The following is a 24,655-nucleotide window of genomic DNA, read 5'->3' as shown; positions in this document are numbered from 1 at the left end:
GAGATAAAGGAGAACCGGATCAGGAGCCGCGGCCAGCGCGGTTCCGATCCATTCCACCAAAACCGGACAGTGCAATCACGCAGGAGAAAAACAGACAGGCAAAAATCGCCACGCCCATAAAAATTCCTTCAGCGGTTGTCATGAGATCCCCAATGCACAATTTAAGCGAATCGGTCTGAAAAGAGTGTCATTCGCCATGTTTTCCATCAACCAATAAGTGTGTTGTGTAATTTCTTTTCCACAACGATTTGGCTTGCCAGTCGGCCAGTCACGTCGCAAAACGGTTCATTCCTTTTCAGAACGCGTGTTTTAGAACCGCACGGATTAAAAATGATCGCGCCAACCCAGCCCAAGCCCAACACGCCCCAACCGATCTGGCACGGCGTGTATAGCGTGAACACGCTGGTACTCAATGCCCATAAGCGTCTGGGGCTGCATGGTTTGTTGTGCATATTACAGGATGTCGCCTGGTGCCACGCGGATGAACTGGGCTGCGGTTTCGACAGCATGCAGGAAAACGGCGCTTTCTGGGTGCTGACGCGGCAAAAGGTCCAGATGCGTCACTGGCCGGCATGGGGCGATCAGTTGGCCATTGAAAGCTGGGCCCGCCCCTTTGCCGGGGCGCTCGCGCCGCGCGACTTCATCATTCGCTGCAACGATGCCGTGATTGGTGAGGCCACTACCTTGTGGCTGACGCTGGATGGCACAAGCCACCGCCCACTACGCACACCACCGGCCATTGCCTGCCGCCCCGACGGCGCACTGACGCTGGAGGCAGCCAAGATCACCCTGCAAAAGGATCTGCCCGTGCTGGCAACACTGACCGTCAGAAACAGTGATCTGGACGTGAACGGCCACGTCAACAACACCCACTATGCCCGCTGGATTCTCGACAGCCTGCCAGCAGCAGATCTGGCCCGGCTGACGGCCGCCCGTTACGAGGTCAATTTCCTGGCCGAAACCGGTCTGGGCGAACAGGTGGAAATCTGTGGCGGACCGGTATCCGGCGATGGAGCAGACTGCTGGCAGTTTCAGGGAACCCGGCCCGACGGCAAAACCCTGTTTGCCGCCCGGCTGACCACCAGCCCGGCAGCATCTTGAAGCCCCACAATCAGGCCGGAAACCGCACAATATTGGCCGCAGGCCGGGCCGATGGTAATGGCGAGGTCGGCGCATCACCTCCGCCCGCTACGCTGAGCCGGAAGCGACTGACCACGCTGTTCAGCTCCTCGGCCACGGTGCTGACGGTCTGACTGGCAGCGTGGCTTTCTTCAGCCATGGCCGCATTTTCCTGTGTGGATCGATCCATATCACTGACCGCACCATCAACCGCAACCAACGATTGGGATTGGGTCTGTTGCGACAGGGTGATCTCGCCCATCAGATCGCAAATTGCCCGGATATCGCCTGTAATATGCTTAAGCGCCGCCCCGCTTTCCTCGACCAGCTTGATGCCACTGGCCATATGGGTCTGGCTTTGGCCGATCAGACCGCGAATTTCATGGGCCGCATCGGCCGACCGGCCAGCCAGCGCACGAACCTCAGCCGCCACCACGGCAAAGCCACGCCCGGCATCCCCGGCGCGCGCCGCCTCGATCCCGGCATTGAGGGCCAGAAGATTAGTCTGAAAGGCCACCTCGTCCATCACGGTGACGATCTGGGCAATCTGACTGGCCGAGGCCGCAATGGTGCCCATGGCGGCCACCGATTGCACCGCCAGTTCGGCCCCGCGCTCGGCCCCACCACGGGCGGCCAGTGCCACATCATTGGCCCGCCGAGCCTTATCGGCCGACTGGCTGATGGTGGCGGAAATTGCCGCCAGCGCCCCGGCGGTTTCTTCCAGATTAGCGGCCTGACGCTCGGTACGCCCGGCAAGTTCTGCAGCAGCATATTTCAGCTCGCCCGCACTGCCATTTAAAGTACTGACCCGACCAGCGACATCAGCCAGCGCGGCTTCCAGTTGTGCCATCGCGGCGTTAAAATCCTGCTGCAGGCCGTGATATTCGACTGGCAGATCCTGATGCAGCCGATAGCTCAGATCGCGCGCCGCCAGCGCCTTTAATCCCTCGCCAAAGGAAGACACCACCAGTTCGACCGAGCGAGCGGCAGCAGCCTGTTCGGCATCATGCCGGGCAGCAACGGCCCGTTCACGTTCGGCGCTCTGGCGGGCCTGTGCCGCGGCGCGTTCCTCGCGCTGCTGCTCACAGGTCGCGATGGCCCGATTGAAATGTTCCTGCAACGGACGATAAGCTTCGGGCACCGCGCCAGAGAGGCGGAACTGAAAATCTTCTTCCGCCAAGGCCTCAAGCCCGGCACCGAAAGTTTCGACCACCAGCTGTTCATTGCGGACACGCGCCGCATCCTCGGCCACGCGCTGGGCTTCGGTCGCCGCACGACGCTCGGCCTCAGCCCGGCTACGCATGGCGTCCTGCTCCTGTTGATTGCGGGCGAACAGGCGGATGACACGGGCAAGCTGCCCGAATTCATCCTTGCGCTGGGTATAGGGCACATCCTCGCTCGCCTTACCGGCCATGGCGTTCGACATGTGAGCGCTTAAGGGGGCAAAGGGGGCGAACAGCCGCCCGAAAATCACACAGCCGAGCACAATGCCGATCAGCGTCAGAATCAGCCCGACTTCCACCACCAAGGTCAGGGCATGGTTGAAGGCCTGATCGGCCTGATCCATCTCCAGACCGATGAACAGAATACCCAGCACATGACCACTATCGTCCTTGATCGGATCGAATGATGCCAGATAGCGCTTGCCGAAAACCTCGGTCACGCCGGTGTATCTTTGGCCCTGACGCAGCACGACATCGCGCACCGCACCATCTTCGAGTTTACCACCAACAGCGCGTGCACCATTAGGGCCGCGGATATTGGTCGCCACCCGAACGTCACCATCAAAGATCGTTGCAACGCCACCGAAGGTTTTCGAAATCAGATCGACGCTGTAATCGTCAAAATTCAGAATATGCGCACCCAGCCGCAGCACGCCGCCCGAGGTGGCATAGATGTCATGATCGGGATTGATGATCTGCTGCGCAGCGGCAACATTCTGGCTTAAGCGTTGTAATTGCTGACTGCGGTTAAACGCACTGAATGACGACAGCAAAAGCCCGGCCGAAACCGTCACTGCACACAGGATCAGTAATACCACCAGCCCCATGGCCTTGAAGCCGACACTGTGCCAGCCAAAACGCACGGGGGCAGCAGGCTGCGCTGAAGAACTGAAGCTGAAGCGCGGAGCATAAGCGGCAATGGACATGATATCAGCGGTTTGGAGTTACCGCTGACAAATAGGGCAGCCATATGACAGATTAGCTGTCACCTTTTGCGATTAATCAAAAAATCACAATCTTTACGGTTGTACGATTTTTGTGTCTGACACAGGCGACTTCAATCGTTTCTGTGCCAGCACAATGCCCCCCATCACCAACGCCAGACCAAGGCTCTGATACCAGCCGAACGGTTCACCCAGAAACAGCACCGACAGCACCGCACCAAACACCGGGATCAAATTGACAAAGATTCCCGCCCGGCCCGGCCCGATACTGGCGACGCCACGCATAAAGAAAATCTGTGCCAGAAACGAGGGGAACAGGGCGATCAGCAGAGTGAGCAACCAACCTTGCCAGGTCGGCCACAGCACCGGCATTTTGGCCATCTCGATCACCGTCAATGGCAGCGAGGTGACCAGCGCCACCCCGGCCAGCGCGGCGAAAAAGGCAATGTCATCCATTTTAGGACGATCAGCCAGCCACACCGTATAGATGGCATAGCAGGCTGTGGCTGCCAGCATGAACAGATCGCCGGTGTTGAAGGTCAGATGGCGCATCACCTGAAGGCTGCCATGAGTGGCAACACAGGCCACACCCAGCAGCGCCAGCACCATGCCCGCCCCCTGCATACGACTGATGCGGGTGCCATGGGCCAGAAATGCCAACGAGAAAACAAACAGCGGCGTCGAGCCCTGAATGATCGCCATGTTGGCACCGGTGGTGTAATGCGCCGCGGCATAAAAGAAGGCAGTAAAGCCGGTATAACCGGTCAGGGCCAGCAGCAGCAGCAACGACCAGTGCACCTTGAGCTCATGCAGCGCCACACGCAGACGATCACGATACACCACCACCAGCACGACGAACACAATTGCCCAGCGTAAAGACACCAGCAACATAGGGGCAATCTGCCCGACCGCCAGGCGGCCGAATACAATATTGGCACCCCATTGCAGGGCCGCCAGCGTCAGCAGCAAATACGGGTGCGCCCAGGATGGGGCGTTGGTTTCACGCATGCACAATCCATTTAAGGTGAAAGAAGGCTTAAGATAGGCACCGGACTGCCCAATGGAAAGCAGTATGACAAGTACTGGTATACGGACGATTGTCCTGACACCGCACCAGGACAAAACCATGAGAAAAAAACGGCATTTCTCAAAGAAAATCCATGGTTAAAGGGTGGACAAAAAGGCAAATATTCCTCGCATCTTTGTTTGAGCTGGCGGTCAAGCTGGCCTACAAGATTCGGCAGAGATTTATCGAAGAGAACCCTTCCATGCGCGGATCGCTCCCCCCCCTTGCCGGACGCCTGGCCGGTCTTCTACCGCTGATGCCGATGGAGATGGCGATACGCCACCTGATCAACCGGGGTCTGGCGGCACGACCATCGTTTCAGACCCGGCTGGCCGAATATGCCGGCCGTCGCTTTGCCCTTGACCCGGTTGATTGCCCCTTTACCTTTTTCATCACCGCTGCGGGTGGCACAGCGGGCGTGGAAATCCTGCGCGATGCCGATGCGGTTCCGTTTGATGCCCGCATCCGCGCACCGCTGATCGTGCTGATGGGCATGATCGACGGTACCTATGACGGCGATGCCCTGTTCTTCTCGCGCGACCTCAGCATCGAGGGTGATACCGAGGCGGTGCTGGCGCTGCGCAATGCCATGGAAGATGCCGAGTTCACCCCCGGTGAAGTGATCGGGGTGCCGGAGAAATTGCGCGGACCATTCAACCGCGCAGCTGAAGTTACCTTTGCCGAAGTTCGCCGCCTGCTGGATGCCCCTGAGGATAATGGTCCGGCGGCGCATCATACGGCCTATCGTGGAGCGCGTGTATGACAACAGCGACAAGCTGGAAGTATCCTGAGTTGGTTTGCCCGGCCGGGACCCCGTCGGGCCTGCGTACAGCGGTTGATGCTGGGGCTCATGCCGTTTATTGCGGCTTTCGCGACGAAACCAACGCCCGCAATTTTCCCGGTCTGAATTTCGACCGGGCTGAAATGCGTGACGGCATCGCCTATGCCCATGACCATGGTTCCAAAGTCTTTGTGGCGCTTAACACCTTCATGCGCGCTGGTGGCACAGAGCTGTGGGAACACGCCGTTGATGACGCAGTGGAAGCTGGGGCAGATGCGCTAATTCTGGCAGACCTTGGCCTGGTGTCCTATGCCCGCAAGGCACATCCCGATCAACGTCTACATTTATCCGTACAGGCCGCCGCAGCGACCCCGCAGGCGATTGCGCTGTATCGAGACCGGTTCGGCATCAAACGCGTGGTGCTGCCACGCGTGCTGACCGTTGACGAAATCGCCGCGCTGACCAAAGCGGCCTCACCGTGCGAAACCGAAGTCTTCATCTTCGGTGGTCTGTGTGTGATGGCAGAAGGGCGTTGTTCGCTGTCGTCCTATGCCACCGGCAAATCGCCTAACATGACCGGCGTTTGCTCGCCGCCCAGCCATGTCGCCTATAAAGATGATGGTGAAACCCTGACGTCTAGCCTGGGTGGTTTCACTATCGAGAAGTTCAGTAAGGATGAACCGGCGGGCTATCCCACGCTGTGCAAGGGCCGCTTCTTTGCCCATGGCAAGAACATGCACCTGTTTGAGGATCCAGTTAGCCTCAATGCGGTAGAGTTGCTGCCAAAACTGGTCAAGATCGGCGTATCTTCATTCAAGATCGAAGGCCGTCAACGTGGCCGCGCCTATGTTGCCGCCGTGGTGCGGGCGTTCCGCAGTGCGCTCGACAGCGTGGAAAACGGCAGTGAAATGGATGTTTCCGCGTTGAAAGCCCTGAGTGAAGGCCAGACCGACACCACTGGCTCTTTAAAGAAAACCTGGCGATAGGAGCAACGCATGCCAAATACCAATCGCCTTAGCCTGACGCTCGGGCCTGTGCTGTACAATTGGACGGTCGAGCATTTTTGCGATTTCTACGCCCATATCGCCGATGAAGCGCCCGTTGATCGTGTCATCATCGGCGAAGCGGTCTGCTCCAAACGCGAACCGTTTCATGCCGACAAAACGCTTGAACTGGCCGAACGGCTGACACGCGCCGGCAAACAAGTAGTCTATACCACACTGGCTATGCCCACCACCAAGCGCGAGATGAACGGCATCTCTGATCTGGTCAGCTCAGAACTACCGGTAGAGGTCAACGATGTAGCCACTATTCAGATGCTGAATGGCCGGGCACATATCTGCGGACCATTCCTCAACATCTACAACGAAGCCACGCTGCAGATGCATCTCGATATGGGCGCGACCAGCGTATGCCTGCCTCCCGAACTGCCCTTTGAATCGGTTGCTAAGCTGGCGGCCAGTTGTAATGCGGTGGAAGTCTTTGCCTTTGGCCGCCCGCCGCTGGCGATTTCAGCGCGCTGCTATCACGCCCGCGCCTATGGCCTGCCTAAAGATTCCTGCCAGTTTGTCTGTGACAAGGACCCAGACGGTATGGCGGTCGATACCATGGACGGCAAATCCTTCCTGGTGGCCAACGGCGTGCAGACCATGGGCTATGCCGTCACCGCCACCACACGTCAGGTCAAGGCGCTGCGCGAAGCCGGTGTGGTAAGTCTGCGCCTGTCGCCACAAGCCTCGTGCGATATGGCCGATGTGGCCAAAATATTCCGTGCACTGGCAGATGAGGTAATCGAACCGGAAGAAGCCGAGGCAAAACTGAACGGCCTCAATCTCCCCGGTCCACTTTCGGATGGTTTTATGCGCGGCGTCCCTGGTGCAAGGCTGATCGGCGAACCGGCCTGAATTTCCCAAAGAAAAAAGCAGATCATCGTAAATCAAAAACGGTGATCTGCTTTTTTATGCCTTAGGCGTACGCCGACAAAAGACTGTCTTTAAGCCTTAAGCTGGCGCCGATTTTTGTCGATCAACGCAATACGCTGACGCGCGGCATTGGCCGATGTTTTGGAATCGGGCGGGCTGTGAATAGCATAATCAACCAGCCGCGACAGCGATGTGGTTGCCACCTGTAGCCGCGTATCAGACGAGCCGTAATAGATAAACACCTCGCCATTCGGCCGTGCAATCCAGCCATTACAGAACACCACATTAGGCACATCGCCAACCCGTTCAGCCCCACGCGGCGCAATGAAATGCCCGCCCGGTGCATGGGTGACCACCCAGGGCTTATCCAGTGCCGTCATATAAACATAGAGCACATAGCGTAAGCCTGCCGGTGTGGCGCGCACACCATGGGCCAGATGCAGCCAGCCTTGTTCGGTTTTAATCGGCGCGGGGCCTTCGCCGTTCTTGATTTCTTTGACGGTATGATAGGCCTTAGGCTCGATCACCAACTCGCCAATAACCCGGGAACTGGTGATGTCTTCGAGCAAGGCCCAGCCGATACCACCGGCACCAATGGCTTCGAAATCCCCCTGCGGGCGGGTGTAAAGCGCGTATTTGCCATTGACGAATTCCGGATGCAGCACAACGTTACGCTGCTGGCCATGCAAGGTGACCAGATCGGGTAGCCGATGCCATTCCTTTAAGTCATGCGTGCGGGCAATGGCGCAACGCGACATGGATGCCGCCAGATCTTTGGGCAGGTGAGGGTCTTTGCGTTCGGTGCAGAACAGGCCGTAAATCCAGCCATCCTCATGTGGCGTAATCCGGATATTGAAAATATCTGTATCGGGCAGCCCGGTCTCTGGCATAACGATGGGATAGTCCCAGAACTTGAAACCATCGACGCCGTTTTCGCTTTCGGCCACCGCAAAAAAGGATTTGCGATCCACCCCTTCGATCCGCGCAATCAGTATATTCTTGCCGTTCAGATAAATCGCACCGGCATTGAACACCGCATTATGGCGCACCCGTTCGAGCAGATAGGGATTATCATGCGGGTCAAGATCATAGCGCCACGTCAGGGGCACATGCGCCGCGGTCAGAACGGGATATTCCCAGCGCCGGTATAGGCCATTATCGGACGGCATTGGCCGATTTTCACGATTGATCAAGGCTTCGTATTCTGCGGCCAATGCGGCGTACCGCTTCGAGAACGCATCACCGGGCATAGTATATCTCCCACATGCTATCGCGCGTTTTGCGGCTTCACATCACGACATCATTGGGCCAGACGAATATGCCATCAAAGCCGTGGTAAGGCCGCCGCTCTTCTCTGTCCGGGCATCATAGCATGGCATTCTGGCCAAAGCGATACGCTTAAGGCTAAGGGGGCCCACCAAAAGATGAGCTCCCTTCTCATGAAATGACATCGTCAAAAGGATACAAAATGTAACCCGTCAACGTTGCAGACTCTGGTATGGCACAAAGAAATCCGAACCTGCCCAGAGGGGGGTGTTTTCACTGACCCAGGGCGCACCGGCATGGAAGCTTTCGGCCTTGTTGGGGTCACTATGGCCGTCATAGACCGCCACCGCAGGATAGGGATAAACCGGGCGGGCGCGCGGAATGTCCAGTTTGGGCGCCATAGCCGCCATGGCCTCCATCATCTTACGCATTTCAGGTGGCGGACCTTTGCGGGCACCGTCCTTATCACCAGTCGGGGGCTCTTTGCCCTTGGGCGGCTGACCAAAGCTGTTTTGCTTGCGATCGTTGGGATATTGCCGGGCGACAATTTCCTGCGGTGCGGCATTACCTTCGACCCAGGCCATCATCGGTGTCAGCAGATCAATCTGGTTCGGCCCCTCGCCACCACCGCAATGATGCATGCCGGGTAGCAGATACAACCGCTCGAAGCTGGCCGCTTTATCTTCGCCCATCTGACGCAGCACGGCTTCATGATAGGCAATGCTGTTAAAGGGTGAGATATGCGGATCGGCCCAACCATGCCAGATGATCAGCTTACCGCCCACCGCCGCAAAGGCTGACAGATCGGGATTGGTGGCATCAAACAAAGGATGATGCGCCCGGAGCTCTTCGAACGTCGCCTTGTCGAAATTCAGATTGGCTAGCGTATAGCTGTCGGGTGGATTGGTGGCGAAGATCAGATTGCGCAAGGCATCCAGCGCAATCTGCTTACTGAAAATCGACGAATTATCATCAAACGGTACAAAGACCCCGGCCCAGGCCAGTTCAGAGCCGGGCATCTCCTCGGCGATGGTTAGACGTTCACCGGTCTTGGGATCACGTGGGCCTTGATAAAATTTGCGCACCGCAGCGACTTCTTCTGCCGACAGACAGCTGGCATCGCCTTTGTTACCGGCATTTTTGCATTGCAGGACAACCGGATCAAAACGGCAAAGCCGTGGATCGGAAATCAAGCCATCCTTTACACCGTCCAGCGCGTCGCATTGCGCCAGCACGGCATTATGGATTAGCGGCAGACGCGCCGCCGTTATGACCGGCTTACCATCAGTACCGGTATTCGACGTCGCCAGCCAGCCATGATGCAGCGAATTCTGGATCTGAAAATTCAACGCCGCCGCCCCGGCAATGATGCCATTGAAATCCTGCGGATAGCGTTGCGCTTCGACCAGCGCTTCACGGCCACCATCGGAACAACCGCTGAAATAGGCGTAGCGTTCATTGCGCCCGTAAAAGGCCCGGATCAGCGCCTTGGCCGCCAGCGCCGTGATATGCTGACCACGATAGGCGAAATCGGCCCGCTTCTGCAGGTCACGGGCAAAGCTGCCACTCTGGCCTTGATGCCCCATATCGGTGGCAGCAATCACAAAGCCACCGCTGCTGAGTGGTACGCAGCCCTCCGCCGCACCGACCATATCCGTAATCCTGCCGCACAAGCCACCACAACCAACCTGTAAATAGCGCTGGGTCCAGCTTTTGAGCGGCAGATAGACCTTGAAGCCAACCGAGGGAGCCAACATGCCTTCAACCGCGCACACCGCCACGCCCTGACGGGTTATTTCGCTGGCGCTGGTGACTTTGCTGCCTGCCCCGCCGATGACGGTCAGATCGGTTTTAACCAGATCCGCGCACTGGGTCACCGGAGCCACAATCGCAAGGTCGGCAAGAGTGCCAGCTTCGGGTGTCGTCGCCGCGTGCGCCGGAGCTCCGGCCATCAGGCCAAAGAGCAACACAGTGATAAGCGACATGCCCCACCCTGCCGGAAGGAATGTTGTTTTCATATACATCTCCACGGATTGACGCTTGATAGACCGCGGTTTGAAGCCAGTTTGAGCCGGAGCCCGGTTAAAGCGCCGTCGGCGATAAAGTTAGTGCCGGGCAGCCCTTGCGGCCAACCGCTATATTAAGAAAACGTGCCGGAATTTCACGGCGAAAGCGCATTGACAATATTTGTGACGGCCTTTTTCCACCCGCACGGCACAACCAGACCGTTTAGTCTGTTTTTATCCGAAAAATTCCGCTAAGGCCTATACTTCTGTAGCACCCCACGGTCAGCCCTTCGGAAAAATACTAGAGACATGGAAAACGCGATCCGTTCGGAAAACACCCGCAAAGCCGTTATCAATGCCGCTTTGACCATCATCGCCCGCGACGGGGCCCGCCGCCTGACACTGGATGCCATCGCACGAGAATGCGGCATCAGCAAAGGGGGCCTGATGCACCAGTTCCATAATAAGGAGGCAGTGCTGAAAGCGCTGCTCGAGCATCAGATTGCGTATTTCGATGCGTTCTCGACACGGTATCGGCAAGAAACCGCCACCAGCCCGGAAGCCAATCTGACAGCCCAGATCGCCACCATGCGCGAGGCGACCGAAAAACCCAATTCCGTGGCCTTTGCCCTGCTAGCCATACTGGCCGAAGAACCCGGCCTTGTAACACCCATCAGCGAAATCAACGCTCAGCAGATTGCGGAGATCAAGGCCGAAGCTGCAGACCCTGATCTTGCCCTGTTGCGTTGGGTTGCCGCCCGCGGGCTGTTGCTGGGAACACTTTTGGGCCTGGATGCCTTTTCGCCAGACGAGCAGGCGCGCTTATTTGACCGCCTGCTCGATTCCTCGCGCTGGACCACGCAGGCCCAGCCGATCAATTCCCCCGCACCTTAAAAGGGCCTTTAACCCTGTTCTGCCCGGTCCGCCGCCGCGGTTAACTATTTTGCTAACACCCAAAATAAAAACCGACCAGGCGGTTTGCAATGTACGTATCTCGTGCTAAATAGAGTCATGCAAAGCTTGGCCGTGGCGCAAAACCATGACGGTAGTGTCGCCGCAGCCCCCCAAAAATGCAGGAGACGTAACATGCGTATGCACACCCTGATCACCCCGGCCATGCTGACCTTTCTCTGCCTGGGCCTGCTGTGCCTGACCCTGACCGGTTGCGGGACCCCGGACCCGAAACTCTACAAAAATCTGGTCGTCTCGGCAGAGCTGGCACCCAACCCACAGGACGAAGGCGGCCGCGTACCCTACCGCTATGCGAGCGCGGTCAGCTGGCACGCCTATGACAAGGTCATGATTGATCCAGTCACCATCTACAGCGGCTATGACCAGCAATTCGGCGATATGGACCCGAAGGACAAGGCCAGCCTTGCCCATTATATGCAGCGTCAGTTCAGTAAAGCCCTCAGCAAGGAGCGCCAGCTGGTGCAAAGCCCGAGCGAAGCCACCCTGCGGGTGAAACTGACCCTGACCGGGGCCGAAACCAATACCCCCGTTGTCACCACCCTAACCCATTTCGATATTGCCGGTGGGCTTTACAATGGCGTGCAGGCAATCCGCGGCCATGAGGGCGCCATGGGCGGGGCCGTGATGTATTCGGTGGAAATCTATGATGCCCAGACCAGCCGCCTGCTCAATGCCTATATCTCAAAGCGCTATCCACGGGCGATGGATATCGGCTCGACCTTCGGCGCGCTGGCAGGTGCCAGAACAGGCATCGAAAAAGGTGCCGAAGCTCTGGCCGAAGAGCTGCGCTAAGCGGTTCGCGCAGTGCCTGTGTATCCGTGCACATCATTGGCCCGTCCCTTCGGGATGGCGCGCTTCTCCCCCTGCCGGCTCTGCTGGCGAGCTCATCCTGGGCCAATGATCGCGGGGGCCTGGGACGGTGGCAGTGCTGCCGCCCCAGACCTTCCCTGCAGGCAGACATACCGGTACAACACAGACATCATCCGTACAGAGAGATTTTCTTGGCCACCGCGCCACTATGACAGGTCTGCCCTGCCATATTTCTACCAAAGCAGTGCACGAGCTTGGTTAAGACGGGCCTCAAATCTGTGCCACATCCGGCACGATCGGGGCTCCACCCAAAAACCATCGTTTCACTGCCGAGAAACCGTGTATAGGTGCCGGTCACGAAACCCTTTTAAAAGCCCACACGCCACCATGCAGCAAGCCCAGACCCACCGTTTTTGTGTCGCCCCCATGATGGATTGGACCGACCGCCACTGCCGCATGCTGCACCGTGCCTTAAGCCGGCACGCCTTGCTCTACACCGAAATGGTTACGGCCGAGGCGGTAATCCGGGGCAACCGCGAACACTTGCTGGGCTTCAGCCCCGCCGAGCATCCGGTGGCAGTGCAACTGGGCGGATCGGAACCTACCCGGCTGGCCGAAGCGGCGAAGATCTGCGAAGATTATGGCTATCGTGAGATCAACCTCAATGTCGGTTGCCCGTCAGACAAAGTGCAATCGGGCCGCTTCGGCGCCTGCCTGATGCAGGAGCCGAAGCTAGTCGCGGATTGTCTGGCGGCCATGGCACGGGCGGTGCAAATTCCCGTCACCCTCAAATGCCGCATCGGTGTTGACGATCAGTCGCCAGATCAGGCCCTGCGCGCCATAATGACGGCCTGCAAAGCGGCCGGCACGCGGATCTTTGTTATTCACGCCCGCAAAGCATGGCTTAAGGGCTTATCGCCGAAGCAAAATCGAGATCGCCCGCCACTGGATTATGCGCTGGTCTATACGATCAAGCGCGAAAACCCAGACTGCACCATCATCATCAATGGCGGCATCGACAGCATTGCCGCCTGCCAGGATCACTTGGAACAGGTCGATGGAGTTATGCTGGGGCGGGCGGCGTATCAGAACCCCGGCCTGCTCGCCGATGTAGACAAGGCGCTTTACGGCGGCGCACCCAACAGTATCGAGGCGGCAGTGGAAGCCTATATGCCTTACGTAGAGGCCAAGCTTGCCGAAGGGGTGCCGCTTAATGCAATCGTGCGCCATATGCTCGGTCTGTTTGCTGAGCGACCCGGCGCGCGCGCATTTCGCCGACATTTAAGTGAAAACGCCACGCGCAAAGGCGCCGACATTTCCGTGCTGCGCACCGCATTGTCGTCGGTCATGCCTTCAATGCGCGCGTAGTTGCATCCACACCAAGCTTTTCAACCAGATAATCGATGAAGACTTTCACCTTGATGGGCAAAAAATCTCGCTTGGGATAAACCGCATAGAGATAAAATCCATTCATTGACCAACCGGGCAATAGCGCGGTCAGTCGGCCACTGGCAATATCCTCACCAACGATATAGTCGGGTTGTACCGTAATCCCCAATCCTGATAATGCTAATTTCCGTAAGACATCACCGTTGCTGGCACGAACCTGCGGCGTGATACGCACTGTGGCATCGCTGCCATTTGCTGCCGTCAGAACCAGATCATCCCCCGAAGCAAGATAGCTGTAGCCGAGGAAATCATGATCCCTCAGCTCTGACGGGGAGGTGGGAATACCATGTCTTTCAAGATACGCCGGGGCGGCGCAAACCATCATCTGCACAGGCACTATTTTGCGCGCGATCAGATTCGTGCTGGGGATCCGGGCCAGACGTACAGCAACATCAAAGCCGTCACCCACCAGATCAACCAACCGATCAGACAAATCGATATTTAGCCGCAACATTGGATAGCGTCTGCGAAAATCCGGCAACACATCGCTTAAAGCGTTGATGCCGAAAGACAGAGGCACGCTGATGTGTAACAAACCAGCAGGTTGTAATGCCTGCTGACCAATTATCGCCTCTGTCTCGGCGATATCGGCCAGAATCTGTTTGGCTCGCTCGTAAAAATCCTGCCCCATCTCGGTCAGCGAAAAGCGGCGCGTTGTGCGCTGCATCAGCCGTGTACCCAGATGCTCTTCCAACGCCGCTATCTGCCGCGTCACCGCTGCCGCGGAACTGCCACGCCGATGTGCAGCGGCGGCAAAGCTGCCCGCCTCCACCACATCGACAAAACCTTCCATTGCCCGCACAAAGTCCATACCGCCCCCAGTATTTCACCTACTGCAACAACCTAAAGCATGCCTGCGATGACCTCACGCACCATGTTATGACGCAGGCGTAACTTTTAAGCGCGAAGGTTCAGTACGATAGCAGCCCTGAACCCCGCGCCCGCCTTGCGACTATGGTTATGCCCGTCCCTGGTTGCGCGCCTTACGTGCTTCATGGCTTAAACATTCGCAATAAGCCGCAAGCCCGAAGAGCACCGCCGAGATAACACTGTAGATACCCACCGCCACCCAATAGCTGGCATAAGGAACGCCGAAATCGACCCACTGACTGATATCGACCAGCGGCCGCAGCCAGATGTAAACAGGCGCAAACCACGGCAGAAAGGTCAGCCCGATGATTGCAAATAAAGCCGTCATTTTGGTTGTATTGGACATTTTGGTCTCCGCTTGTTGTGCGCTTATGAAACCAGATCCCACCATAATTGCAATCTTTGGTGTTATTAACCATTAACGGTGCGTATTACGTGTTATAACACACCTAATCAATTTACACACACTCCCATAACCCAGGGCGGCAAACGCCCCACGTTCTGGCGGCAACGTCATAAAAAAAAGCCTGCCGTACGGCAGGCTTTTTAAAACTGCGAGGATCTAAGCTTTAGCCCAGAAACTTGTGGCTGCGAACCCATGCGGTGAACAGCATGGGCCAGTGTGAAGCCGGATCATTTTCATGTAGGCGCAGTGCAAAACCATGGCCGCCGTGCTCGAAGCCGTGCAGTTCGGCAGGTACCTTTGCCCGGTGCAGCGCGGTATAAAGCCCCACCGCGTTCTCGACAAAGGGCACCACACCATCATCAACCGCATGAGCAATGAAGGTCGGTGGCGTTGCGGTACTAACCCGTTGCTCGCACGAATAGGTTGCAATACGCTCCGCTGACGGATTATTGCCGAGAAGATGATCACGTGAACCGACATGCGTCCCCTCGCCCAGTGTCACCACCGGATACAATAGCGCGGCGAAATCAGGCCGCGTCTCGATATGATCAATCGCGTCAATCGGTTCATACACGGTTTCGGCAAAACGGGTGGCCAGCATGGCCGCAGCATGCCCCCCGGCAGAAAAACCCATGATCCCGATGCGCTTTACATCCAGCCCATAAAGATCTGCCCTAGCACGCACAAGGCGGATGGCGCGCTGGGTATCCTGCAGCGGCACATCCCTTTGTCGCTCCCATCCCTCACCGGGCAACCGGTAGTGCAGCACAAAGCTGGTGATGCCGACAGCGTTGAAGTGTCGTGCAATCTCGTAGCCCTCTTTGTCGAACCACAAACCTTCATACCCACCACCGGGCAGGATCAGCATCGCCGCGCCATTCGCTTTAGGTGGAAAAAACGCTTTGAGGAAAGGCCGATCGACCTGATCCATCACCCGCTCATGTTCGTGCCCGTCGAGCGGACCAAAATCACGGATACGGTTTTTTAGTATTGCCGTGCCGCTACCGGGCGGCTTACCCGGCCATAGATCCAGTTCGACGTCTTCGCCTTGCATCATGCTGTCATCCTTTTTGCGCAACACCCCGCCGGATCAGACCCCGGGGACAAAACCATGCGACTGCGCCCAGCGCACAAACAAATCTGCCCACGCCGCACAGGGTTTGCCCGCCGCCAGACGCAAACCAAAACCATGTCCGCCGGCTTCAAAGGCGTGCATCTCGGCAGGGATATTGACGTCCTGTAAGGCGCGGAACATTGCCGCCCCGTTTTCCCGGGGTGGCACCGCCACATCATCCAGCGCCAGCGTGATAAAGCCGGGCATCATATCATCCCGCACCCGTTTTTCGTAAGAATAGGTAGCGATGGCTTCCGGTGTAGGCTTTTCACCGAGGAGTGCCGTGCGTGAGCCTTCATGGCAGCCCGGCCCCATGGTGATGACCGGATAGACCAGTGCGGCAAAAGCCGGTTTGGCATCCAACTTGTCGGCATTATCGCGTGGCTCGTACACGGTGGCATCAAAACGGGTGGCCAGCGAAGCGGCAACATGCCCGCCGGCGGAAAAGCCCATCACCCCAAGCCGCTCGGGATCAATGCCGTACTGGACAGCCCCGGCACGGATCAACCGCATTGCCCGCTGGACATCCTGCAACGGCACATCGGCGCGCCCGGCAGCACCATCTTTCGTCCAGCCCTCGCCCGGCAGGCGGTAGCGCAGCACAAAGCAGGTCACCCCAACGGCATTTAAAAACCGCGCGGTCTCATAACCTTCCTTGTCGAGCACAACGCGAATGTATCCGCCCCCCGGTGCAATCAGCACCGCCGCACCATTTGGTCTGACCGGGCGGAACACCACCAGATCAGGCTTACCGATCTGATCCATATAGCGATCGTGAAAGGCTGACAGATCGGTGCTGCGCTCGGTAATGCGGTTTTTCAGCCGCACCTTCTTGCCACACGGCGGCGTGCCAGACCACAGCGCCACCGTTTCCACCGGATCGGTTGACAGGCTGCCATCCACCTTGATCGTTTCAGCCCCGGCAGGCAGCATCAATCCAGCCGCCACGCCCAAACTCCACGCCAGTACTTCCCGTCTGTCCATAGCCATATCCCCCATCAGACCTGACGCAAGATCTCGCGGCTACCCAGCCACGCGGTGAACAGCTCCGGCCAGACCGAGACTGGTTTACCCACAGTCTTGCGAATACAAAAGCCATGCCCGCCTTCTTCAAAAATATGCAGTTCCGAAGGGACTTTTGCGCGCTGCAGGGCGATCGACATTGCCACACCATTTTCGATTGGTGGCACAATCGTGTCGTCACCGGCCAGCGCGATAAAGCAGGGCGGTGTTTTTTCGCTCACCTGTTTTTCGCAGGAAGTCGCGGCAATCATGTCAGCCGTCGGATGCGTCCCCAACAGCCGCTCGCGTGAACCGCCATGGGTGCCCACCCCTGTGGTGATGACGGGGTACATCAGACAGGCAAAATCCGGCCGCACCGCCACAGCGTCGGCGGTATCAATGGCGTCATAGACGGTTTCGTCAAAGCGGGTGGCCAGCGAAGCTGCCAGATGCCCCCCAGCGGAAAACCCCATCACGCCGAGCCGGGCTGGATCGATGCCAAAATGGCGGGCGTGATAGCGGATCAGCCGCATAGACCGCATGGCGTCCTGCAATGGAACCACGCGACCATCGCGCCATCCTTCAGATGGCAGGCGATAGCGCAGCACGAAACAGGTGATCCCGGTAGCATTGAAATGACGGGCAATCTGATAGCCCTCGCCATCAAAAGCTTCAAAGGCATAACCGCCCCCCGGCGCAATCAGCAGCGCCACCCCGTTGGGGACCGCCGGGCGGAACACCGCCAGATGCGGCACCGCAATATGGCTAATCAGCCGATCGTGGAAATGATTGGTATTCTCGCTTTTTTCAGCGATCCGTTCGGTTAACGCCTCAAGTCCGTCTGGCGGACTATTCGGTGGCAGCGCTGGCCAAAGCGGTAACAGCTCGGTCGGATCGGGCGGCGTGACATCAAACTCGCCCTCAGGCTTTGCAATATTTTTCGGCTCGGCCGCGGCGGCAAAAGCCCCCGGGCTCAACGCCAGAAGCGCGGCCCCGGTCAAGAGATGACGACGGTTCATATTCTCCCCCCCTTTTTTGACAGCAGCATCCTTGCATTTGCCGCCGGGTGCAAGGATGGTGCTGCACTTTCAGGTGCCACATTTTCGCGAGGCCAAGATGGATATGTCGTCAATAGTGCAAAGCCTGGGGCTGCAGAGTGCGGCAGGGCCGGGTATTCTGGCGCTGGGGCTGATGCTCGCCGCGGCGCTGGCAGGCCTTGCCGCAGGCACACTGGGCATTGGCGGCGGGCTGGTGCTGGTACCGGCACTTTATGTTGTGCTGAGCGATTTTCACGTTCCGGCAGAGATCCGCTTCACTGTGGCGATAGCTACGGCGCTTGCCACCATGACGCCTGCCGCCGTGGCACTGTATTGCCACCATCACCAGCCCGGCACGAGCTGGTGGCCCAGCTGGCGCGTGGTGCCCGCAGCCATCGGCGGTGGGCTTGGCGCCTTCGCCCTTTTGTGGTTACCGCCGCTGGCCGGGGCCGGTCTATTCGCCCTTCTGGCCCTACTGGTGATTGGCCTTTTGGTATTCCTGCGCGATGGCAAGGCCGTGCGCGAAGATCTTGCTGCCGGCTGGTGGATCGGCAGTAGCCTGATCGGCGGGTTTCTCGGCGGTGCGACCGGCATCGGCGCCAGCGCCTATAGCACCCGCCTGTTAACCCGCCTGGGCTTGCGCGACGCCCCCCGCCAAGGGGCCGAATGGGATGGCGCCATCGGCCTGATCGGAGCCGGGGTTCTGGTGCTGATCGGACAGGGCGCGCTCGGCCTGCCGCAGCATTCGCTGGGCTATCTCAATCTGGCGATGGCGGGCGTCATGGCACCGGTGATGTTTCTGGCGGCGCTGTTCGTCGCCCCTCATGCCACCAAGGCACGCAAAAGCGCCCTGGACAAGGTTTTCGCCCTTTTTGTGGTGGTCAGCGTCACCAAAATGCTACTCACGATAGTAAGCTAATCTGTGGTGGCCCCGCGTGGCGAAACCATCTGCCAAGTTGTGGAAACCATGTTTGACCCGAGCAGCTTGACTTTAGCGGGGCTGGCTCCTATGAGCGCAGCGTATCTGGAAAAAAGCCGTCAATCCGGACGGTTTGGGCGCTAAAACGCGCCCGCTTAAGGAGCGCGTTTGAACACTGAACCCGAAACCGGCATTGAGGCCGGCGCGACCGTAGAGATCCCGGCAGAAGCCGCCGCAATCCCGGCCAACGAAACTCAAACTGTTATTGTAGACGATGCCGTGCCGGCAGATTTGACGCCAGGCTTCGACAGCATGGGGCTTTCGCCCAGTCTGCTACAGGCCATTACCGAAGCCGGTTATAAAACACCGACCCCCATTCAAGCCCAGGGCATCCCTTACGCGCTGCAACGGCGCGATCTGATTGGTATCGCCCAGACCGGCACTGGCAAGACTGCGTCGTTTGCGCTGCCGATGATCGAGCTGTTGTCGCGGGGCCGGGCCAAGGCCCGCATGCCGCGCTCGCTGATTTTGGAGCCGACGCGGGAACTGGCCGCCCAGGTCGCCGAAAGCTTCGATCAATACACCAAGTATAACAAGCTCTCGATGGCGCTGCTGATTGGCGGCGTTTCGTTTGAAGAGCAGGACCGCAAGCTTGACCGTGGTGCCGACATTCTGATCGCCACACCGGGACGCCTGATGGACCATTTCGAACGCGGCAAGCTGATGCTAAGCCAGGTGCAGATCCTGGTGGTCGACGAAGCCGACCGCATGCTCGACATGGGCTTCATCCCCGACGTTGAACGCATCTGCAAGCTGATCCCGTTCACGCGTCAGACGCTGTTTTACTCGGCGACCATGCCGACAGAAATCCGCCGACTGACCGAGCAATTCCTGCAGAACCCGGCCCGGATCGAAGTTGCCCGCCCGGCCACCACGGCCTCGAACATCGTTCAGATGCTGGTCGAGGTTCCGGCCAATGACTGGGCCAAACGCGAGGCCTTACGCCGACTGATTATTGAAGCGGGCGAAATCAAGAACGCCATTGTCTTCTGTAACCGCAAGCATGATGTCGATATCGTCGCCCGCTCGCTGAAAAAGCACGGCTTCAACGCCGCACCGCTGCATGGCGATCTTGACCAGTCCCTGCGCACCAAGACGCTGGACTCCTTCCGCTCAGGCGAACTGCAATTGCTCGTCGCCTCGGATGTGGCGGCCCGCGGTCTCGACATTCCCGATGTCAGCCACGTCTTCAATTTCGACGTACCGTTTCATTCTGACGATTACGTCCATCGTATCGGGCGCACCGGTCGCGCCGGTCGCCATGGTGCCGCCTTCATGCTGGTCACCCCGCGCGATAACAAATATGTCGATGACATCGAAAAGCTGACCAAATCCAAACTGGAACGCCGCGTGCTGGAAGGTCTGGCCGAAGCGGTACAGGACCGTCCCGCCCGCCCCGAGCGGGAACGTGGCCGGGGCCGCGAACGTGGTCGTGACCGCGATCGCCAGCACCGCGAATATCCGGTTAAGCCGCACGGCCAGATGGCTGCGATGGAACCGGCCAAGCCCGGCGCTCCGGAACGCCCCAAGGCGCAGGAACGGCAGCCGAAGAAAGAGTGGTCACGCCCCGAACGGGCAGAAGCAGCCCCGGTCACAGCTGTCAAGCAACAGCCCGCCGTTAAACAGCAGGCGAAGGTGCAGGCCGCACCGGTAAAACCCATGCAGAACAAACCAGTTCATAACCGTCCGGAGCAGAACATGCAGGGCAAACCCAAGCAGTCGTATCGCGACTATAACCGCCGCGAGTGGCTGGAACCGGAAAAACCCGATATCAGCCAGCTGCCCGCCTTCCTGCTGCGCCCGGTGCCGCTGCCCAAACTGGTCGAGAAAAAGCCTGCTGAAAAGCCCATCGCCAAGCCGGTGCAAAAGCATGCGGAAAAGCCGGTGGATAAGAAGCCGGTCGAGATCAAGGTGGTGGCCCCGGTTGTGGCGGCCCAACCTGCCCCGGTTCATGCCCAAGCTCCCGAGCCAGTCGTTCAGACCGTGGCACCGGCTATTGTCGAGACCACTATTGTCGAGCCCGCAGCTCAGGCTGTGCCGGCAACCGCCGCCAACGATGCCGCACCGAGCATCGAAGTCGCCGAAACCAAAGTGAAAAAAACGCGCGCCCGTCGCGCCCCACGCAAGAAGACCGTTGAAGTGACAACGGATTCCGCCGGAGCCGAAACAGCTGAGGCCGCCGCGCCGGAAGGCGAAGCCGCCCCGGTCAAGAAGCCCAAAAGACCGAGCCGCCCGCGCAAGAAGGTCGCCGATAAGACCACCGAAGCGGCAACCGACGCACAGGTTGTTACTGCGGCAACAGACGAAGCCTGAAGCCTTTTCAGATTGCAGAATTTTTGCCGGAAAAGCGGAACAATCGTTCCGCTTTTTCTGCTTTCTGCTAACGTTTCTTTACCAAATGGTGCATAAAAGTACGCTTGGTAAACGTAACCGTGCAAAGTGGGTTGGTAGGGTATCAAATGGTGCATCAAAGGGAACTGTCTCTGGCCCAAACCGCGATCACCATGATGGGTCAATATAGCGTCATCCCCGTCCCCGAAAATTACGAGCTGTTTTATTTCTACGCCGCAGGCAGTAATTCGGCCATCATCCGCCGGATCGACGAGGCCATTGCCGCTGGCGAGCCCTTTACCCCGCAAATGCTGCACCGCCTGAGGGAAAACACCCTGGGTGCGGAACGCACCGCCAAAGCGCTCGAAATGTGCAGCACCAATCTGGGTCTGACCATCGACCATGTCATGGGCCGCTTAAGTGATGCCGGTAAGGATGCCGGCGAATTTGGCAAGACCCTGTCGGACGCCACCGGCGGGCTGGCCGCCGCCCCATCGCCCGCCGTATTGCATGAGCTGATCGAGGGGCTGATCGGTGCCACCCGTAGTATGGAAGCGCGGACCAAGGATCTTGAAGGCGAGTTGCAACATTCCGCCCGCCAGATTACCGACCTCAGAGCGCAGCTGGCCACTGTGCGCAAGGAATCCGGCACTGACGCGCTGACCGGCATTGCCAACCGAAAAACCTTTGACCGCGAGCTGGATAACGCTCTCAAGGATATGCGCGAAGGCGCCGAACCGATGGCGCTTCTGATGTGCGACATCGATTTCTTCAAGAAGTTCAATGACAACTGGGGGCATCAGACCGGCGATCAGGTGCTGCGGCTGGTGGCGGCGAGCATTTCGGAAAACATCAAGGGCCGCGACACCGCCGCCCGCTATGGCGGCGAGGAATTCGCCATCATCCTGCGCCATACCAAAATCGACGACGCTATCAATCTGGCCAACCAGATCCGCGCCAGCATTGAAAAACGTAAACTGGTTAAGAAGTCTACTGGCGATGTGCTGGGCTCGATCACGGTCTCGATTGGCGTCACCGACGCCTTTAACGAAGACAGCAGCGAGGAACTGGTCCAGCGCGCCGATAAATGCCTCTATCGCGCCAAGCAAACCGGCCGTAACCGGGTGATCGGACAGCATGGCAGGGACTAACATTGCACATTTTTTGTGCTGCCCAAAAAAATAACATTTCAGTGACTTGCATCAGACGGGGCATTGACGGCTAATCTTCCCCTAACACAACCGACCGGAACGGTTCCGGTGCGGATTTCTATGGAGTCTGACGCATGCGCAAGGGTCTGATCGCCCTGACCGTCCTGTTATGCGCGGGCTGTGCGGCCACCGTGCCACCGCCCGCCGCCCCCACACCAGCCAAACCAAAGCCCGAGCTGGGCAGCTGGGGTGTTGATCTTTCAGGTATGGACACCTCTGTTAAGCCCGGTGACAACTTCTTCAGCTACGTCAACGGCAACTGGTTCAAGACGGCAGAGATTCCCGCCGATCGTTCCAGCACGGGATCGTTCCAGACCTTGGCGATCTTAAGCGAAAAGCGCATGCGCGCCATCATGGACGAGCTGAAAGCCAAACCGGCTGACCAGCTTTCACCCGATGAACGCAAAATGGCCGACTTCTTCGCCGCTTATACCGACCGCGCCCAGATTGACGCGCAAGGCCTGTCCCCGGTCAAAGCCGACCTCGACTATCTGGCTGGCCTCAAGACCAAAACCGATATCGCCAAGACGATGGGTTCTGAACGGCTGGGTACCGAAAGCCTGTTCGGTCTCTATATCGGTGTCGATGACAAGCATCCCGAACGCTATTCGGTAAACCTATCGCAATCTGGTCTGGGCATGCCCGACCGTGATTTCTATCTGTCGGACGACAAAAACCTGGCGACCTCGCGCCTGGCCTATAAGAAGTATCTCACCGAGATGCTGACGCTGGCCGGCTACAAGGACGCCGGTGCACGCGCCGCCAAAATCTATACTTTGGAAGAGCAGATCGCCAAGGTGCATTGGGCCCGTGCCGATCGCCGTGACCCCGATAAAACCTATAACGCGATGACCGTCAGCGCCCTGAAGAAGCTGGCGCCTAGCTTTGAATGGGATGCGTTCCTGACCGAAGCCGGAATTGCGCTGACCAGCCCCAAGGGCGAACGCACAGTGATCGTGGCTGAAAAGTCCGCCTTCCCCAAGCTGGCACAGATTTTTGCCAAGACCCCGGTTGCGGTATGGCGCGATTATCTGACGGTGCATTATCTGCACGCTTATGCCGCCGCGTTGCCGGAGAAATTTGACGATACCGATTTTGCTTTCTATGGCACGGTATTGCGTGGCAGCACCAAGCAGCTCGACCGTGAAACCCGTGGGGTCCATCTGATCGATGGTTCGATGGGCGAAGCGCTGGGCAAGATCTATGTCGCCAAATATTTCCCGCCCGAAGCCAAAGCCAAGGCGCAGGAACTGGTAGCCAATCTTCTGAAGGCCTATGACGCCGACATCCGGACCCTTGCGTGGATGAGCGACGCCACCAAGGCAAAGGCGCTGGAAAAACTGCACGCCTTTACGCCGAAGATCGGTTATCCCGACACATGGCGCGATTACAGCGCGCTGCAGATCAGCCGCACCGATCTGATCGGCGACATTCAGCGCAGCAACGAATTTGACTGGAACCGCAACGTCTCGCGTCTGGACCAGCCGGTCGACAAGACCGAATGGGGCATGACACCGCCGACCATCAATGCCTATTACAATCCGGTATTTAACGAGATCGTGTTCCCGGCCGCGATCCTGCAGCCGCCGTTCTTCGATCCCAATGCAGACGATGCGGTTAACTATGGCGGCATCGGTGCGGTGATCGGTCATGAAATCAGCCACGGCTTTGACGATCAGGGTGCCAAATACACCGGTGCCGGCGTGCTGGAATCGTGGTGGACGCCGGAAGACTCGAAGAACTTCACCCAGCGTACCGATATGGTGGTGAAGCAGTATTCGGCGTTTGAACCGGTTACTGGTCTGCACATCGACGGCAAGAACACGCTGGGCGAAAACATCGCCGACAATGCTGGCCTGACCATTGCCGACAAAGCTTATAAACTGTCGCTGGCGGGTAAGCCTGCGCCGGTGGTCGACGGCTTTACCGGCGAACAGCGCTTCCTGCTCGGCTTTGGCCAAATCTGGCGTTCTAAGTATCGCGAAAGTGCCAAACGTACCCAGGTGCTGACCGATCCGCATTCGGCGGCAGAGTTCCGCGTCATCGGTGCCACGCGCAATCTTGATGACTGGTACGAAGCCTTTGGCGTCAAAGCAGGCGACAAATATTATCTGCCACCGGAAGAACGTGCAAAACTCTGGTAAGAG

The 24,655-nt window shown here is 58.3% G+C and carries 21 protein-coding genes; 11 read left to right on the top strand and 10 right to left on the bottom strand.

Annotation, left to right across the window (positions count from 1 at the left end; all coding sequences use genetic code 11):
* Window positions 1-19: 19 nt before the first annotated feature.
* Entirely contained in the window at window positions 20-142 is a 123-nt protein-coding gene (locus ACZ5RI_RS03490) for a hypothetical protein (protein ID WP_464514721.1), read from the bottom strand.
* 188 nt (window positions 143-330) lie between these two features.
* Between ACZ5RI_RS03490 and ACZ5RI_RS03485 the strand changes: the two genes are divergently transcribed.
* Window positions 331-1,101 carry an acyl-[acyl-carrier-protein] thioesterase gene (locus ACZ5RI_RS03485; protein ID WP_464514720.1) on the top strand — a complete coding sequence of 257 codons (771 nt, stop codon included), beginning with the start codon at window positions 331-333 and terminating at the stop codon, window positions 1,099-1,101.
* Between the two features lie 10 nt (window positions 1,102-1,111).
* Here the strand turns inward: ACZ5RI_RS03485 and ACZ5RI_RS03480 are convergent, their stop codons facing one another.
* Together ACZ5RI_RS03480 and ACZ5RI_RS03475 are read right to left on the bottom strand one after the other, a co-directional pair.
* On the bottom strand, window positions 1,112-3,268 hold the full coding sequence (locus tag ACZ5RI_RS03480) for a methyl-accepting chemotaxis protein (protein WP_464514719.1): 2,157 nt from the start codon (window positions 3,266-3,268) through the stop codon (window positions 1,112-1,114).
* Window positions 3,269-3,361: 93 nt separating this feature from the next.
* Window positions 3,362-4,294, bottom strand: coding sequence for a DMT family transporter (locus tag ACZ5RI_RS03475; RefSeq protein ID WP_464514718.1), 933 nt, complete (start codon window positions 4,292-4,294; stop codon window positions 3,362-3,364).
* Window positions 4,295-4,554: 260 nt separating this feature from the next.
* Between ACZ5RI_RS03475 and ubiT the strand changes: the two genes are divergently transcribed.
* The 3 genes from ubiT to ubiV are packed head-to-tail and all read left to right on the top strand — an operon-like array spanning window position 4,555 to window position 7,037.
* Window positions 4,555-5,115, top strand: coding sequence for a ubiquinone anaerobic biosynthesis accessory factor UbiT (ubiT, locus tag ACZ5RI_RS03470; protein WP_464514717.1), 561 nt, complete (start codon window positions 4,555-4,557; stop codon window positions 5,113-5,115).
* Window positions 5,112-6,119: a ubiquinone anaerobic biosynthesis protein UbiU gene (ubiU, locus tag ACZ5RI_RS03465; RefSeq protein WP_464514716.1), complete on the top strand. Its 1,008-nt coding sequence runs from the start codon at window positions 5,112-5,114 to the stop codon at window positions 6,117-6,119. Before ubiT ends, ubiU begins: the two co-directional genes overlap by 4 nt.
* A gap of 9 nt (window positions 6,120-6,128) precedes the next feature.
* Entirely contained in the window at window positions 6,129-7,037 is a 909-nt protein-coding gene (ubiV, locus tag ACZ5RI_RS03460) for a ubiquinone anaerobic biosynthesis protein UbiV (RefSeq protein WP_464514715.1), read from the top strand.
* Window positions 7,038-7,126: 89 nt separating this feature from the next.
* Here ubiV and ACZ5RI_RS03455 read toward each other — a convergent pair whose 3' ends face one another.
* A complete protein-coding gene (locus tag ACZ5RI_RS03455; RefSeq protein ID WP_464514714.1) occupies window positions 7,127-8,305 on the bottom strand; it encodes a glycoside hydrolase family 130 protein in 1,179 nt (392 codons plus the stop codon).
* Between the two features lie 228 nt (window positions 8,306-8,533).
* On the bottom strand, window positions 8,534-10,306 hold the full coding sequence (locus tag ACZ5RI_RS03450; protein ID WP_464514713.1) for a tannase/feruloyl esterase family alpha/beta hydrolase: 1,773 nt from the start codon (window positions 10,304-10,306) through the stop codon (window positions 8,534-8,536).
* Between the two features lie 330 nt (window positions 10,307-10,636).
* On the opposite strand from ACZ5RI_RS03450, the gene ACZ5RI_RS03445 reads away from it, so the two are divergent.
* The 3 genes from ACZ5RI_RS03445 to dusA all read left to right on the top strand — a co-directional run bounded on the left by ACZ5RI_RS03445 (window position 10,637) and on the right by dusA (window position 13,477).
* The gene (locus tag ACZ5RI_RS03445) at window positions 10,637-11,221 is read left to right on the top strand and encodes a TetR/AcrR family transcriptional regulator (protein WP_464514712.1); all 585 of its coding nucleotides are present in this window, start codon (window positions 10,637-10,639) and stop codon (window positions 11,219-11,221) included.
* 192 nt (window positions 11,222-11,413) lie between these two features.
* The gene (locus ACZ5RI_RS03440) at window positions 11,414-12,091 is read left to right on the top strand and encodes a DUF3313 domain-containing protein (protein WP_464514711.1); all 678 of its coding nucleotides are present in this window, start codon (window positions 11,414-11,416) and stop codon (window positions 12,089-12,091) included.
* A gap of 405 nt (window positions 12,092-12,496) precedes the next feature.
* The gene (gene dusA, locus ACZ5RI_RS03435) at window positions 12,497-13,477 is read left to right on the top strand and encodes a tRNA dihydrouridine(20/20a) synthase DusA (protein WP_464514710.1); all 981 of its coding nucleotides are present in this window, start codon (window positions 12,497-12,499) and stop codon (window positions 13,475-13,477) included.
* Here the strand turns inward: dusA and ACZ5RI_RS03430 are convergent.
* The 5 genes from ACZ5RI_RS03430 to ACZ5RI_RS03410 form a co-directional block, all read right to left on the bottom strand.
* Window positions 13,455-14,369 carry a LysR family transcriptional regulator gene (locus ACZ5RI_RS03430; RefSeq protein ID WP_464514709.1) on the bottom strand — a complete coding sequence of 305 codons (915 nt, stop codon included), beginning with the start codon at window positions 14,367-14,369 and terminating at the stop codon, window positions 13,455-13,457. The two genes, dusA and ACZ5RI_RS03430, sit on opposite strands and share 23 nt — an antisense overlap.
* 147 nt (window positions 14,370-14,516) lie before the next feature.
* Window positions 14,517-14,774 carry a hypothetical protein gene (locus ACZ5RI_RS03425; protein ID WP_464514708.1) on the bottom strand — a complete coding sequence of 86 codons (258 nt, stop codon included), beginning with the start codon at window positions 14,772-14,774 and terminating at the stop codon, window positions 14,517-14,519.
* 223 nt (window positions 14,775-14,997) lie between these two features.
* Window positions 14,998-15,891 carry an alpha/beta hydrolase gene (locus ACZ5RI_RS03420; protein ID WP_464514707.1) on the bottom strand — a complete coding sequence of 298 codons (894 nt, stop codon included), beginning with the start codon at window positions 15,889-15,891 and terminating at the stop codon, window positions 14,998-15,000.
* A 33-nt stretch (window positions 15,892-15,924) separates the two neighbouring features.
* Entirely contained in the window at window positions 15,925-16,932 is a 1,008-nt protein-coding gene (locus ACZ5RI_RS03415) for an alpha/beta hydrolase (protein ID WP_464514706.1), read from the bottom strand.
* Window positions 16,933-16,946: 14 nt separating this feature from the next.
* Window positions 16,947-17,969, bottom strand: coding sequence for an alpha/beta hydrolase (locus ACZ5RI_RS03410; protein ID WP_464514705.1), 1,023 nt, complete (start codon window positions 17,967-17,969; stop codon window positions 16,947-16,949).
* Between the two features lie 55 nt (window positions 17,970-18,024).
* Between ACZ5RI_RS03410 and ACZ5RI_RS03405 the strand changes: the two genes are divergently transcribed.
* From ACZ5RI_RS03405 to ACZ5RI_RS03390, 4 genes are all read left to right on the top strand, one after another.
* On the top strand, window positions 18,025-18,906 hold the full coding sequence (locus ACZ5RI_RS03405) for a TSUP family transporter (protein ID WP_464514704.1): 882 nt from the start codon (window positions 18,025-18,027) through the stop codon (window positions 18,904-18,906).
* Between the two features lie 312 nt (window positions 18,907-19,218).
* Entirely contained in the window at window positions 19,219-21,279 is a 2,061-nt protein-coding gene (locus ACZ5RI_RS03400; RefSeq protein ID WP_464515540.1) for a DEAD/DEAH box helicase, read from the top strand.
* 146 nt (window positions 21,280-21,425) lie between these two features.
* A complete protein-coding gene (locus ACZ5RI_RS03395; protein ID WP_464514703.1) occupies window positions 21,426-22,448 on the top strand; it encodes a GGDEF domain-containing protein in 1,023 nt (340 codons plus the stop codon).
* A gap of 134 nt (window positions 22,449-22,582) precedes the next feature.
* A complete protein-coding gene (locus ACZ5RI_RS03390) occupies window positions 22,583-24,652 on the top strand; it encodes a M13 family metallopeptidase (RefSeq protein WP_464514702.1) in 2,070 nt (689 codons plus the stop codon).
* Window positions 24,653-24,655 lie beyond the last annotated feature (3 nt).

Source organism: Micropepsis pineolensis (assembly GCF_055392125.1).
Note: the sequence above shows the minus strand (reverse complement) of the source record. Positions and strands in the feature narration are given on the sequence as shown.